Genomic DNA, 14636 nt, shown 5'->3' on the forward strand with positions numbered 1-14636 from the left:
TCCCCTCGGGGAGAAGGTGGCCCGAAGAGCCGGATGAGGCGGCGCGCCGAAGGCGGGTCTTGTTTCCGGCTCCGGCTTTGCGGGAGACCCCTCATCGCCTCGCATTCGCTCGGCACTTCTCCCCGCTGGGGAGAAGAGGGAAGACAAAGAATTCTACGGCGCCCTTGCGCCACCCAGGGAGATGACACCATGACCGAAGTCTTCATTTACGACCATGTGCGCACGCCGCGCGGTCGCGGCAAGAAGGACGGCAGCCTGCACGAAGTGCCCTCCGTCCGCCTCGCCGCCAAGACGCTCGAAGCGATCCGCGACCGCAACGGCCTCGACACCGCCACCGTCGACGACATCATCATGGGTTGCGTCGATCCGGTCATGGATGCCGGCGCCGTTATCCCGAAAGCTGCCGCCTTTGAAGCCGGTTATTCGACCAAGGCACCGGGCATGCAGATCTCCCGTTTCTGCGCTTCCGGCCTCGACGCCGTGAACTTCGCGGCCGGCAAGGTCGCGGCCGGTTCCGACGACATCGTCATCGCCGGCGGCGTCGAGTCGATGTCGCGCGTCGGCATGGGCATGTCCGGCGGCTCCTGGTACATGGACCCGTCCGTCAATTTCCCGGCGTTCTTCATGCCGCAGGGCGTCTCGGCCGATCTGATCGCCACCAAATACGGCTTCACCCGCGACGACGTCGACGCCTATGCCGTCGAAAGCCAGAAGCGCGCCGGTGCGGCCTGGGAAGCCGGCTACTTCAAGAAGTCCGTCGTTCCGGTGAAGGACCAGAACGGCCTTGTTATCCTCGACCGCGACGAGCACATGCGCCCGACCACCGACATGCAGTCGCTCGCCTCATTGAACCCGTCCTTCCAGATGCCGGGCGAGATGGGCGGTTTCGAAGCGGTCGGCATCCAGGCCCATCCGGAAATCGAGAAGATCAACTACGTCCACCACGCCGGCAATTCCTCCGGCATCGTCGACGGCGCCGCCGCCGTTCTGATCGGCTCCAAGGCCGGCGGCCAGTCGATGAACCTCAAACCCCGAGCCCGCATCCGCCACTTCGCCAATATCGGCTCCGATCCGGCGCTGATGCTGACCGGCCCGGTCGACGTCACCGAAAAGCTGCTGGCGCGCTCCGGCATGAAGATCTCCGACATCGACCTCTTCGAGCTCAACGAAGCCTTCGCCGCCGTGGTTCTCCGCTACATGCAGGCCTTCGAGATCCCGCACGACAAGATCAACGTCAACGGCGGTGCGATTGCCATGGGCCACCCGCTCGGCGCCACCGGCGCGATGATCCTCGGCACGGTGCTGGACGAACTGGAACGCCGCGATCTCAACACCGCGCTGGTCACACTCTGCATCGGCGCCGGCATGGGCACCGCGACGATCATCGAACGCGTCTGAGGGGTTAGCCCCCCTCATCCGCCTGCCGGCACCTTCTCCCCGAGGGGAGAAGGGAAACAGCCGCAACGCCGCCAATCTTCCTCTCCCCCTCGGGGAGAGGGTGGCCGAGCGAAGCGGAGGCCGGGTGAGGGGGCGGCACGGCACGCCATAAAATTTTCAGGGAAGAGGAATCCCACCATGAGCACCTACAAGAACTTCACCGTCGAAACCGACGCAGACGGCATTGCACTCGTCACCTGGGACATGCCGGAAAAGTCGATGAACGTCTTCACCATGGAGGTGATGGACGAGATCGACCGGATCGTTGACGCGACGGTCGCCGACAGCGCCGTCAAGGGCGTCGTCTTCACGTCGGGCAAGTCGTCCTTCTCCGGCGGCGCCGATCTCACCATGATCAAGTCGATGTTCTCGATGCTCGCCGAAGAGCAGGCCAGGGACCCGGCCACCGCCGCGCAGAAACTCTTCGATGCCGCCGGCCGCATGTCCTGGCTGTGGCGCAAGGTCGAGTTGAACGGCAAGCCCTGGGTCGCCGCCATCAACGGCACCTGCATGGGTGGCGCGTTCGAACTGTCGCTCGCCTGCCACGGCCGCGTCGCCGCCAATTCGAAGTCGGTGAAGATCGCCCTGCCGGAAGTCAAGGTCGGCATCTTCCCGGGCGCCGGCGGCACCCAGCGCGTGTCGCGGCTCGCGAACGCCCAGGATGCCCTGCAGATGATGACGACAGGCTCGTCGCTGACCGCCCAGCGCGCCAAGGCCATGGGCCTGGTGCACCAGGTCGTCGAGCCCGCCGAACTCGTCAATGCCGCCAAGCAGATGATCAAGGACGGCCTGAAGCCCGTCGCCCCGTGGGACGAAAAGGGCTTCAAGGTGCCCGGCGGCGGCGTCTGGACGCCGGCAGCAGCCCAGCTCTGGCCGGCCGCCCCGGCGATCCTGCGCCGCGAGAGCGCCGGCAATTATCCGGGCGCGCTCGCCATCCTCAAATGCGTCTATGAAGGCCTGCAGCTGCCCTTCGATACGGCCTTGAAGGTCGAGCAGCGCTATTTCACCGAGATCCTGCAGACAACCGAAGCCTTCTCGATGATCCGCTCGCTCTTCGTCTCCATGCAGGAACTCGGCAAGGGCGCCCGCCGCCCGGCCGGCCCGCCGAAGACGGAGTTCAAAAAGGTGGGCGTCGTCGGCGCCGGCTTCATGGGCGCCTCGATCGCCTATGTCACGGCGGCAGCCGGCATTCCGGTCACCCTCATCGACCGCGACCAGGAAGCCGCCGACAAGGGCAAGGCCCATTCGGAAAAGCTGGTGGCGGATCAGGTCGGTAAGGGCCGGATGACCAAGGAAGACGGCGAAAAGCTCCTCGCGCTCATCACCCCGACGCCGGATTACGCCGCCCTTTCCGATGCGAGCCTCGTCGTCGAAGCGGTCTTCGAAGACCGCGCGGTCAAGAAGGCGGTCATCGAGCAGGTGGAAGCGGTGATCCCGGAAACCACCATCTTCGCCTCCAACACCTCGACGCTGCCGATCACCGGTCTCGCGCAAAATTCCAAGCGCCCCGACCAGTTCATCGGCGTGCATTTCTTCTCGCCGGTCGAAAAGATGATGCTGACCGAGGTGATCCTCGGCGAAAAGTCGGGCGACAAGGCGATCGCCGCAGCACTCGATTACGTCGCGGCCATCAAAAAGACCCCGATCGTCGTCAACGATACCCGCGGCTTCTATGTCAACCGCTGCGTCTTCCGCTACATCAACGAAGCCTATGACATGCTGATCGAAGGCGTTCCGCCGGCGATGATCGAAAACGCCGCCAAGATGGCAGGCATGCCGGTCGGCCCGCTGTCGTTGAACGACGAGGTCGCCGTCGATCTCTCCCAGAAGATCATGAAGGCCTCGATCGCCGATCTCGGGCCCAACGCCGTCAGGCCGGAGCATATGGCCCTCATCGACCAGATGGTCGACGTGCTCGACCGCCGCGGCCGCAAGAACGGCAAGGGTTTTTACGAATACCCGGCCAAGCCCGCCAAGAAATACCTCTGGCCGGAACTGAAGACGCTCTACCCGCAGAAGCCCGCTTCCGCGGTGGACGTCAACGTGCTGAAGCAGCGCCTCCTGGTAACGATCGCGCTCGAGGCCGCCCGCACGGTGGAAGAAGGCATCGTCACCGACCCGCGCGAAGCCGACGTCGGCTCCATCCTCGGCTTCGGCTTCGCCCCCTATACGGGCGGCACGCTCTCCTACATCGACGGCATGGGCCTGAAGAATTTTGTCGCGCTCTGCGAAAAACTGGCGGCGAGCTACGGCCCACACTTCAAGCCGACGGACCTGTTGAAAGACATGGCCGCCAAGGGCGAAACGTTCTACGGGCGGTTCGACCCGTATGGGAAAGTGGAGAGGGCGGCTTAGGCCGCCTTTAATGTCTCCAGCGGCCAGCGATAACTGAAGGAGCTGCAGAGGGGTTGTCCTCTGTTCAACTTTAACGATTTTTCAAAAAAAGACTCGCCTAAATTCTAGTTCGGGATTTTATTAAATTCAAAGGGGTGCATAGGGGGAGCTTTTGTCTGATTCTGGAGGCGGCCAAGTTGAGGCCGGTTTGGGTATTGGTTTCGCGCGCGTTCTTGCCGGCGCTACTTCATTCAAAGACAGCGGTATTGCAAATATCAGCGAAACTTATCGTGGCCAGATTTATACAGCGGATCATGAGACGCGATTTGCCATAATAAAGGACATCCCGGCGAGGGAGTTAGCCAATGAAATTATGGCCGCAGCGGCAGCGGTAGCATTGGGTTTGCCTGTCCCGCCTGCGTATCTTGCCTTCATCCCTGAGGGTGATCTTGAAGTAAAATATGCGCCACGTATCGAGGGCGGGTACATTTTATTCGCAAGTGGTGATGTCGCCTCGCCATCAGTGGCTAGCCTTGTAAGCAAAACGACATTCTCACCGGCCTCAATTCGAAAGATTGTAGAAATCCTGCTAGGGGGCGATCTCGCAGGAGTCTACGAATTCGATACATGGAGCGCCAACATTGATCGCCACCCTGGCAATATCCTTTTGTCAGGAAGTGGATCATTCTGGTTGATTGACCAGGGCTACTGTTTTTCTGGGCCTAATTGGGCTCCTGCTGATTTGGTTGCATCTGCCGCTTTTACCAATCGACTAAAGAACTGGGTAACGCCATATCTTTCCAAAGATGAAGTGGATCAGTTGATAGCCGCAATCGGTGCGATATGTGCGAAAGCCGAGAACGTTGATCTTAGGGAAGTCGGCAAACGCGGACGCATTCCTGACTTGATTGGGAATGATGATTTTGAAGCGCTTTTGGCATTTCTAACCGATCGACTTCCAGAAGTAAGACGGTTGACCGCGGATGCTTTAGGACGACTGATGTGAACGCTCTGGACAAAACGATATTTCCGCAACCCCGAAGCGGCTTTGTGAGGGCAAAGCGCGCTGCGGTTATATTTCGCCCTATCATCGGGTCAGTTGAGCAATTGGTCATCGGTGCGATCGCATATGATGGGCAGAGCGCCCATCTCGCTCGGGCTAACCGCCTTAATCGTCTCCAGTGCTTTTACGATGATCACGCCACCGGTGCCATCTTAGCAATCGAACTGGCGCTTGAGGAACTGGCACTAGATTTGGCTGCTGACCCCATTCTGGCGTCTGGTGAATATCTTGCCGCTATGTCCGGCATAGCCATTGGTCCCTCGCATGACGCGGAAGGCGTGTCTTTAGAGATTATCGCTTCATCATGGTTAGCGGGCATGTCGTCTGTTTATGTGCCGGAAATATCCAACGGTGCGCTTGTAAAGCTAGCAATAGCAGGACGCGATCTCGAAGAGCCTCAGGCATTTGACCGCGCCTCTGATCGGTTGGGCCAGCTCTTACTCAATTACGTAGGAGAAAAGCAGCCAAAGCTGATCGACGCGTTTAGCGAAGAAATTCGAGTACAGGCTCGCCGTCGAAGAGGGAGTGCCCACAGCGTATTTATTGATTTCGCTGGTTCAAAGATCGTAGCGAACTTTGGAATCCTTTCCACAAGTGGTTACGCAGCTTCGATTGATCGCATTAAGCGTAGAATGTGGGATTTGAAAATTTCTCGCGATGACGAGCGAGCCGGTTTCTTCGGCCGAAACCATGAAATGCTCGTGCAACATCCGCCAGAGAATGACCCTCAACTGGCGCAGCGACAGGTTGACAAGATTATGGAAAGTATCCGCGAGCTTGAGAGGCAAGCTGATCAGGAAGAAATTCGCTTCCGACCGATGACGACAGTTGAGCAAATCGGCGACCACCTGATGAAGAGCGAAGCAGCGTGAGCAGATTGGCAGTCATGGTTGAGGATCAAAGTAATTAGGAGCAGCAGGTAGGGCACTTCTGATGCTTCAATTACTTACCTCCTCGCCCTACCTTCCCCCCATGTGCAACGACTACGAACAACACATCCGCTATGCGGAATACCGCAAGGCGATGGAGGAGCGGGCGCTTCGGGTGCCGGACCACGAGAGCGAACTGGCGCTGCCTCAGGCCGATGACATCCGCATCGGCGATACCGGCCCGGTGATGCGGCTTACGGAAGACGAGGCGGTCGAGCTTTTCCCGATGACCTTCGGTTTTCCGCCGCCAGAGGCTAAAGGGGGAAACAGGAAGGGCGGGCCGGTCTTCAACTTCCGCTCGGAAGGCCGCAGCTTTGCGGCAAGCCGCCGCTGCCTCATCCCGGCCTCGGCCTTTTTCGAATTTACCGGCACCAGATATCCGAAGGCGAAACACCGCTTCACGCTCACCGGCGCGCCGTTCCTGGCGATCGCCGGCCTCTGGCGGGAGGGGCAAGGAAACAAGCCGCCCGCCTTCACCATGCTGACCACCACGCCGGGTCCGGATGTCGCGCCCATCCACAACCGCCAGGTCGTGGTGCTGCGGCCCGAAGACTGGGGCCACTGGCTGCATCTGACAAAGCCCGAAAGCGAACTTCTGCGGCCGCTGCCCGAAGGCTCGCTCGCGGTGGAAGAGGTGCGCGGCGGCAGCGATTGAGAGGGTAGTCTTCTGTCGCACCGGCGTACGGTTCCAGTTTTCAATGTGAAGGTGGCGCACCCCCTTCGGCCCTGCCGGGCATCTCCCCCTCAAGGGGGGAGATCACAAGCGGCGTGGCTTTCCCGCCTCGCCCCCTATCCGCCTGTGGGACAGTCCTTGTTTGGGGAAGCCGGCGCGCCCAGCCGATCTCCCCACCTGTGGGGGAGATGCCCGGCAGGGCAGAGGGGGGCGGCAGCCCGCGTCGGCAGCGATTGGCGGAGAAAAATCCGGCCGCGCACTGCTAGATCAATAATTTAATCTCTTCCTTATCCCCGTCCTCCAAACCCATGCCTACAATCCCCCCGCTTCCGTCGCCGGAGTGTTTCGCGAGACGTTCGCGGGCAGGCGGGAGCCGGCGCTTTCATCAAAACCGTAACGTGCGGGGACGGTGGAAGAGGTGAAAGCCATGAAGTGCTCGTCGAAAGACGAACATTCCTATCAAGCCTCCCCCTGGCCGCCGGGCCGGGTTCGGTTGAGCCGTCCAAGTGGCAGGGTTTCCCGAAAGGAGACCGCAAATGAAGCCACGCAGCGGGGCGAGGTGATCACCTGTAGGGACCGGAAGTCCCGAAAAGACGCCGAAGGCCACGCGAATGCGGAGCCACACTATACAATTCCAATGAGGTTCCGCATTCGTGTGGGCTCTCCGTACCAGCAAGCCACGGACCGACCCGGTTGCGTGAACGAAAAGACATGCCCGGAAGGAAGTGAGCGATGGCATTGAGCGAGGCGGAATGGAAACGCAGAGAGGAAGAGGAGGATGCCGAGCCCTGGTATTTTGGCATGACGTGGGGCGAGTTCCGTCGGCTGCCTGAGCGGCAGCAGCAGGAAATACAGCAAAGGGTAAGCCAATTCGGCGCCACCCATGTCGGCTTCTGGAAGGATTGCAGCTTAAGCAAGTGCCGGCGTGCAAAACGCTGCGTCGGCTTTCTCACTGACGCTCAATACAAGGCCGGCTACAACGACGCCTATCCGCCTTGCGCCCGCAAGGAAGAGGCAAGGCGCGCGAAAATCTACTACGAAGGCCTCTGCAAGCTTTTTCCACCTGCAGACGACGGGCCGAAATATGACGGCCGCAAGGAAACGGAGGACCCGTACCAATGGTAGCGTAAGCCGCTGCCTGCGGTAAAACGGCTTCGGCGGCGTGCCTTTAGCCTCCGCGTTGAACCAAATGGCGTTTCCACGGGTTGAAGGGAACAAGCCGAACAAGGGGCGCGCCGCCGTGGATCTCATGCCGATGATCGAGGAGCTGGAAGCCTGGCTCAGGACCTTTGTTCTGAGCGAATGGACGCTTTATCAGCTTGGGATCATCGCGGTCGGCTTCGTTCTCTCATCCTTCCTCGCGTCGCGCACCGAACCGGTCTTCGAAGCCCGCGCCCGCCGCATCAAGGGAAATCCGGATCTTCTCAGGGTCATCATCGCCTTCATGCGGCGCCTCAGATGGCTCTACCTCGTCCTGTGGTTATGGATTGCCCATGCGGCGCTCGCGCCGAGAACCTGGCCGTCGCAGCGCTGGCTGCTTGGTACGGTCCTGACGCTGGTCGCCGCCTGGTTTGCGGTCGCCGTCCTCACCAAGATCATCCGCAACCCGACCCTGTCGCGGCTGGTGGCGATCGTCAGCTGGGCCTATGTCGCGGTTTACGCGATCGGCCTCGACGGACCGCTGATTTCGGCCATGGACGGTGCGGCGATCACGCTCGGCGCCGTGCGGCTCTCGCTGCTCGTCATCGTCAAGGCGATCGTGCTGGCGGTCGCGCTCGTCTGGCTCGCGGTGCTTTTCGGAAACGTGCTCGGCCATTGGGTGCAGCGCTCGAGCGACCTCTCGCCGTCCTTCAAGGTGCTGATCACCAAGCTGATCAAGATCAGCCTTATCGTCGTCGCCGGCGCGGTCGCGCTGTCGGCCACCGGTATCGATCTGACGGCGCTTACCATCTTTTCCGGCGCCGTGGGGGTGGGCGTCGGTTTCGGGCTTCAGAAAGTGGTGTCGAACTTCATATCGGGGATCATCATCCTCCTCGACAAGTCGATCAAGCCCGGCGACACCATCACGCTCGGGGATACGTTCGGGTCGATCCGGGATCTGCGCTCCCGCTTCGTCTCCGTCATCACCCGCGACGGCAAGGAATATCTCATTCCCAACGAGGATTTCATCTCCCAGCAGGTGGTCAACTGGTCCTTCTCCAGCGATTATGTCCGCATCGATGTCGATTTCGGCACGTCCTATGACAGCGACCCGCACGAGGTGATGCGGATCGCCATCGAGACCGCCTCCGCCGTCCCGCGCGTTGCCAACAACTATAAGCCGCCCGTCTGCTGGCTCACCGCCTTCGGCGCCTCGTCGCTCGATTTCCGCCTGCGCTTCTGGATTTCCGACCCCGCCAACGGCCTCACCAACATCCGCGGAGAAGTGCTGCTGGCGCTCTGGGATGCCTTCAAGACATCCGGCATCGACATACCCTTCCCGCACCGGGAGATCATCATGAAGACACCGGTGGAATTCAGCCGTGGCCGGGGAGAGAAATGATTTCGCGATACCGCTCAGTTCACCGCAGGCGCGGAAGGCTCGCCCCAGCTGGAGATCGGCTGGCCCGCCTTGGTCGCCACCTGGCTGTCGTAGAGCGCCAGCGAAGCCTGCAACTGCCGCATGTCGCTGCAGCGGTTGATGATGCCGCCGATATATTGCACGCAGTCGCTTGCCGTTCCCTGCACCGAACCGGTCGCCCAATCCCTGACGATCCCGTCGGCGCCGACCAGGAAATAGGAAAGCCGGTTGTTCTGCGAAACGCTCGAACTGCCGACCAGGCCGGCGAAATTCGTGCCCCTCTCGGTCTTGGCGCCCGGCGCCATATGCCGGTAGATCGTCATGCCGTTTGCAAGCGGCGTCGATCCGATCATCGGTCCGAACGTCGCTTCCGAGCCGGAAAGCCGCGCCATCGGCGACTGGCCGAGATTGGCGACCTCCTGATAGGGCTTGCCCATCGCATAGCTGGTGAACGAGCGGTTGGCGGCACTCTCCGCCTTTTCCGCAACCTGAGAACACCCCGCCAGAGCGATGGCGAGGCCGATCGAAAGAATTGCCGCAAAACGCATGCCGAACCCCTTTGCCGGCTGCCGCCATGTTCCGGAACCCCATAGGCTCCCGTCGCCATGCGGCCGCCGCTATCCCCTTTACCCGCCCTCTTTGCTAGCAGATTTCCAGGATTTGGAAAGCGGGCGCATCACGCCTTATCGAGCGCCATGGTGAGGTCGGCGATCAGGTCGTCCGGATGTTCGATGCCGATCGACAGCCGGATGGTACTGTCGAGCACGCCGATCTTCTGGCGCACATCCGCCGGCACGCCGGAATGCGTCATCGTCGCCGGGTGGCTCGCGAGCGATTCCGTGCCGCCGAGGCTCACCGCCAGCTTGAAGATCGCGAGTGCATTCAGGAACCGGAAGGAGGCCGGCTGCCCGCCCTTGATGTCGAAGGAGAAGGTCGATCCGCCGCCGGTGCATTGCCGTGCGAAAACCTGTCCGGTCGGCGACTGAGGGTCGTCGAATGGCAGGTAGTGCAGCTTTTCCACCCGCGGATGGCTCTGCAGGAATTCGGCGACTGCGGCCGCATTGGCATTCGCCTTTTCCATGCGGATCGACAGCGTCTCCAGACTGCGGCCAAGCATCCAGCAGGAATGCGGGTCGAGCTGGGTGCCGATCGCCCCGCGCAGCGCCTTCACCTGCTTGATGACAGCCTTGGAGCCGAGCGCCGCGCCGGCGATCAGGTCCGAATGGCCGCCGACATATTTGGTCAGCGAATAAAGCGAGATATCGGCGCCGTGCTCGATCGGTCGCTGGAAGACCGGGCCGAGCAGGGTATTATCGCAGGCAATGATCGGCAGATGCCCCTGCGTCTCCCAGATAGTCTCCGCGACGCGGCGGATCATTGCGACGTCTACGAGGCTGTTGGTCGGGTTTGCCGGCGTCTCGATCAGGATCACCGAAACGCGGCCCCTGGACATCGCCTCTTCCGCCGCGGCTATCACCGTATCCTCGTTCACCCCGTCCGCGAAGCCGACCGCCGCAACGCCGAAATTGAGGAAGGTTTTCGCCAGCAGCGTTTCGGTGCCGCCATAAAGCGGCTGCGAGTGGAGAACGCTGTCTCCCGGCCTGACGAAGGTCATCAGGGTGGTGGCGATCGCCGACATGCCGGAGGAAAAGAGCGCGCAGCTTTCAGCCTGCTCGTAGACCGCCATGCGATCCTCGACGATCTCGCTGTTCGGATGGTTGAAGCGGGAATAGACGAGGCCTGCGCCGGTGCCGGGCGGCGGCTCCTTGCGACCGGAAACGAAGTCGAAAAAGTCGCGGCCCTCTTCCGCTGATTTGAACACGAATGTGGAGGTCAGAAAGACCGGTGGCTTGACGGCGCCCTCCGAAAGCTCCGGGTCGTAACCGTAATTCAGCATTTGCGTTTCGGGATGGAGCTTGTGATTGCCGATATGCGTCTTCGAAGGGTGAGGCGCCGTCATTTCCGTCTCCTGCGGATGAGAAATTCTCTCATGGAGATAAGGTGCAAGCCGCCATTCTCAAGCCGCCTTCTGGATGAGACGAAAAGCAAGAAATGTCGGAAGTATGCCGTTGACCATGCTTGCCGGCGAAGGTTATCACTCGATGCGGTTTCAATGGGAGGATGCCTCGTGAAGTGCCGGGCATCGTTGATCAAATATGCCGCGTCTCACCGCATCCACACCTCTTCCCGCCGATGTGACAACACCCGCCTACGACCGCGCTTCCCTGAAGCCCGGCATCGTTCATCTGGGGCTCGGCGCATTCCACAGGGCGCACCAGGCCGTCTATACGGATGCGGCGCTGGAAAGGGAGTTCGGCGATTGGGGCATTGTCGGCGTCAGCTTACGTTCGGTCGATATCGTCCATGACCTGAGAGCCCAGGACGGGCTCTATACGGTGGTCGCCCGCAGCGCGGCCGGCGACAGCGCCCGTGTCGTCGGCTCGGTGGTGAAAGGACTTTCCGGCACCGAAGACCGGGACGAGATCCTGTCGCTGATGGCCGATCCGGCAACAAAGATCGTCACCATCACCGTCACGGAAAAGGCATACGGCTACGATCCGGGCTCCGGCGGGCTTGACCGCAAACATCCGTCGGTTGCAGGAGATCTTGCCAATCCGACGGCTCCCGTCGGCGTCGTCGGTTATATCGTCGAGGGGCTCTCCCGCCGCCATGCCGCCGGCTTGGCGCCGTTCACGGTGCTTTGCTGCGACAACCTGCCGACCAACGGCCGCATTGTCCGCCGTCTCGTGATCGAAATGGCAGGTGCCCGCGATCCCGCGCTCGCCAACTGGATCGCTGCGCAGGGCGCCTTTCCCTGCAGCATGGTGGACCGCATTGTGCCGGCTGCCACGGAAGAAACCCGTGAGCGCGCCGAAAAGCTGCTCGGCGCCGCGGACAAGCTGGCGCTCGATACCGAACCTTTCCTGCAATGGGTGATCGAGGACCACTTCATTTCCGGTCGGCCGAAATGGGAGGCGGGCGGCGCGCTTTTCGTTGACGATGTCGAGCCTTACGAGAAGATGAAGCTCCGGCTGCTCAACGGTACCCATTCGCTGATGGCCTATCTCGGGCAGTTGAAAAGGTTGGAATATATCCGCGACGTCATGGCCGTGCCGGAATACCGGGCGCTTGCGCAGCAGCACATGGATGCCGCCGCCAGGACGCTCGATCCGGTGCCGGGCATCGATCTTAAAGCCTATATGGCGGAACTGATGGAGCGCTTTGAGAATCCGACGGTTGCCCACAAGACGAAGCAGATCGCCATGGACGGTAGCCAGAAACTGCCGCAGCGCATCTTTGCCGGCGCGGTGGAAGATCTGGCCGCCGGTCGCGATGCGGGCACGAGCGCTTTCGTAACCGCCCTGTGGATTGCCTATGCCAAGCGCACGCCGGATATCGACGATCCGCGCCGCGAGGAGCTTCGTACGGCTGCAGCCAAGTCCGCCGACAGCGACCCTTCGGCTACGTTCTTCGATCTCCCGGGCCTTTTTCCGCAGGCTCTCACAGAGAATAGCGCATGGCGCGCGCGGGTGAATGCGGAGCTTGAAAAGCTGAACGCCGGCTGATGCCGGCGTTCGTTTAGCTCTCTTTGTGTGTCAGCCCTTGAAGGTATAATCCGCGATCGACTGCGGCTTCATCTCGATCGAGAAACCCGGCTGCGAGGGCGGCATGTATGCGGCATTCCGGATGATGCAGGGATCGACAAAATGCTCATGCAAATGGTCGACATATTCGATCACACGGCCGTCCTTGGTGCCGGAAACCGCGACATAATCGATCATCGAAAGATGCTGTACGTATTCGCAGAGCCCGACGCCGCCGGCGTGTGGCCAGACCGGCAGATTGTATTTCGCGGCGACGAGCAGCACGGCCAGAACTTCGTTGAGCCCGCCCATGCGGCATGAGTCGATCTGGACGATGTCGATCGCCCCTTCCGCGATGAACTGCTTGAACATGATGCGGTTCTGGCACATCTCGCCGGTCGCGACCTTTACCGGCCCGATGGCTTCGCGGATCTTGCGATGGCCGGCAATGTCGTCCGGGCTGGTGGGTTCCTCGATGAAGAAAGGCTTGGCGAAGGCAAGCTTCTTGACCCAGTCGATGGCTTGGCCGACTTCCCAGACCTGGTTGGCGTCGATCATCAGGTAGCGGTCGGGACCGATCACCTCGCGGGCGATGGTGAGACGGCGGATATCGTCCTCAAGGTCGCGGCCGACCTTCATCTTGACGTGGTTGAAGCCTGCATCGACCGCTTCCTTGCAGAGGCGGCGGAGTTTTTCCTCGGGATAACCAAGCCAGCCGGCCGACGTCGTGTAGCAGGCATAACCCTCGCGCTTCAGCGTCTCGATCCGTTCGACCTTGCCGGCTTCCGCCTTTTTCAGGATCGCCAGGGCATCCTCGCGTGACAACACGTCGGTGAGGTAACGGTAGTCCACGATATCGGCGATCTGTTCTGCCGGCAGTTCGGCGACGAGCTGCCAGACCGGCTTGCCGGCCTCCTTGGCGTAAAGATCCCAGAACGCGTTGACCACTGCGCCGGTGGCAAGATGCATGGCGCCCTTGTCGGGGCCGATCCAACGAAGCTGGCTGTCGCTGGTGAGGTGCCGCCAGAATTTTCCGGGATTCTGGCGGAAGGCTTCAAGGTCCTGGCCGACCACCAGATGCCGCATCGCCTTGATTGCCATGCAGCAGATGTCGTTGCCGCGTCCGATGGTGAAGGTCAGGCCGTGGCCGGACAGGTTTTCGCCATCGGTATCGAGGATGACATAGGCCGCCGAGTAATCCGGATCCGGGTTCATCGCATCGGAGCCGTCAAGGCTTTGCGATGTGGGAAAACGGAGATCGAAGACGCGGAGATCGGTGATACGGGTCATGAGGCTCTCTTCGTGAAGTCAGATGGTCCAGCCGCCGTCGATTGCGTAAGCCTGGCCTGACGTATAGGTGGCGCCGGCGAGATAGAGGGCGAGTTCGGCAATTTCTTCCGGCGTGCCGAGCCGGCCCATCGGCTGGCGGGCGATAAAGGCGGCGCGAGCTGTTTCGTAGTCGCCCTGGGCTTTCATGCGGTCCTGCAGCGAAGGGCTTTCGACGGTGCCCGGGCAGATCGCGTTGCAGCGGATGCCTTGCGTGACATAGTCTGCGGCAACCGATTTGGTGAGCCCGATCACGGCGGCCTTGGTGACGCCATAGGCGAAGCGGGTCGGCACGCCCTTGATGCTGGAAGCGACGGACGACATGTTGACGATCGCTCCCTCCTGTTTTGCCAGCATGCCCGGCAGCACGGCGCGGATGGTACGGATCATCGCCTTGACGTTGAGGTCGAAGGCAAATTCGAGATCGCTGTCCTTCATGTCGATAACGCTGCCGCCGTGAACCACGCCGGCGCAATTGAAGAGGACGTCGACGGTGCCGATTTTTTCGACGCAGGTTTTGACGGCGGCATCGTCGAGCACATCGAGCTTCGCCGTCTTCAGGTTCGGCAGCGACGGAAGGGCGGCGAGAAGCTGCTCGTTGATGTCGGTGGCGTAGACGGTAGCCCCCGCTTCGGCGAACGCGATTGCGCTTGCCCGGCCTATGCCCTGGCCTGCAGCGGTCACGAGTGCGGTTTTTCCATCCAGTCTGATCGTCATGTCATGTCCTCAA

General features: G+C 61.2%; 12 protein-coding genes. 8 read left to right on the forward strand and 4 right to left on the reverse strand.

Annotation, left to right across the window (positions count from 1 at the left end; genetic code table 11):
- The first annotated feature begins 189 nt into the window (after positions 1-189).
- From C5L13_RS00920 to C5L13_RS00955, 7 genes are all read left to right on the forward strand, one after another.
- Entirely contained in the window at positions 190-1398 is a 1209-nt protein-coding gene (locus C5L13_RS00920) for an acetyl-CoA C-acetyltransferase (RefSeq protein WP_105381391.1), read from the forward strand.
- Between the two features lie 177 nt (positions 1399-1575).
- Positions 1576-3792: an FAD-dependent oxidoreductase gene (locus C5L13_RS00925; RefSeq protein WP_105381392.1), complete on the forward strand. Its 2217-nt coding sequence runs from the start codon at positions 1576-1578 to the stop codon at positions 3790-3792.
- A gap of 151 nt (positions 3793-3943) precedes the next feature.
- Positions 3944-4777, forward strand: a complete 834-nt coding sequence (locus C5L13_RS00930; RefSeq protein ID WP_158693362.1) for a HipA family kinase — start codon at positions 3944-3946, stop codon at positions 4775-4777.
- Positions 4774-5706, forward strand: a complete 933-nt coding sequence (locus tag C5L13_RS00935; RefSeq protein ID WP_105381394.1) for a hypothetical protein — start codon at positions 4774-4776, stop codon at positions 5704-5706. The genes C5L13_RS00930 and C5L13_RS00935 overlap by 4 nt, the downstream gene beginning before the upstream one ends.
- Before the next feature lie 100 nt (positions 5707-5806).
- Positions 5807-6418 (forward strand): SOS response-associated peptidase, encoded by a 612-nt coding sequence (locus tag C5L13_RS00940; RefSeq protein ID WP_105382020.1) that lies wholly within the window; start codon positions 5807-5809, stop codon positions 6416-6418.
- A gap of 750 nt (positions 6419-7168) precedes the next feature.
- Positions 7169-7561 (forward strand): hypothetical protein, encoded by a 393-nt coding sequence (locus tag C5L13_RS00950; protein WP_105381396.1) that lies wholly within the window; start codon positions 7169-7171, stop codon positions 7559-7561.
- A gap of 130 nt (positions 7562-7691) precedes the next feature.
- Positions 7692-8978 (forward strand): mechanosensitive ion channel family protein, encoded by a 1287-nt coding sequence (locus C5L13_RS00955; protein WP_170117195.1) that lies wholly within the window; start codon positions 7692-7694, stop codon positions 8976-8978.
- A 14-nt stretch (positions 8979-8992) separates the two neighbouring features.
- Here C5L13_RS00955 and C5L13_RS00960 read toward each other — a convergent pair whose 3' ends face one another.
- Positions 8993-9544, reverse strand: a complete 552-nt coding sequence (locus C5L13_RS00960) for a hypothetical protein (RefSeq protein ID WP_105381397.1) — start codon at positions 9542-9544, stop codon at positions 8993-8995.
- 128 nt (positions 9545-9672) lie between these two features.
- Positions 9673-10956: a cystathionine gamma-synthase family protein gene (locus C5L13_RS00965; protein WP_105381398.1), complete on the reverse strand. Its 1284-nt coding sequence runs from the start codon at positions 10954-10956 to the stop codon at positions 9673-9675.
- A gap of 196 nt (positions 10957-11152) precedes the next feature.
- Between C5L13_RS00965 and C5L13_RS00970 the strand changes: the two genes are divergently transcribed.
- Entirely contained in the window at positions 11153-12562 is a 1410-nt protein-coding gene (locus C5L13_RS00970; RefSeq protein WP_105381399.1) for a mannitol dehydrogenase family protein, read from the forward strand.
- Positions 12563-12592: 30 nt separating this feature from the next.
- Here C5L13_RS00970 and C5L13_RS00975 read toward each other — a convergent pair whose 3' ends face one another.
- Both C5L13_RS00975 and C5L13_RS00980 read right to left on the reverse strand, forming a co-directional pair.
- On the reverse strand, positions 12593-13870 hold the full coding sequence (locus tag C5L13_RS00975; protein WP_105381400.1) for an L-fuconate dehydratase: 1278 nt from the start codon (positions 13868-13870) through the stop codon (positions 12593-12595).
- Positions 13871-13888: 18 nt separating this feature from the next.
- Complete coding sequence (locus C5L13_RS00980; RefSeq protein ID WP_105381401.1) at positions 13889-14623, reverse strand: SDR family oxidoreductase; 735 nt, start codon at positions 14621-14623, stop codon at positions 13889-13891.
- Between the last annotated feature and the right edge of the window lie 13 nt (positions 14624-14636).

Origin of the sequence: Neorhizobium alkalisoli (assembly GCF_002968635.1) — a bacterium.
Classification (GTDB): Bacteria; Pseudomonadota; Alphaproteobacteria; order Rhizobiales; family Rhizobiaceae; genus Neorhizobium; species Neorhizobium alkalisoli.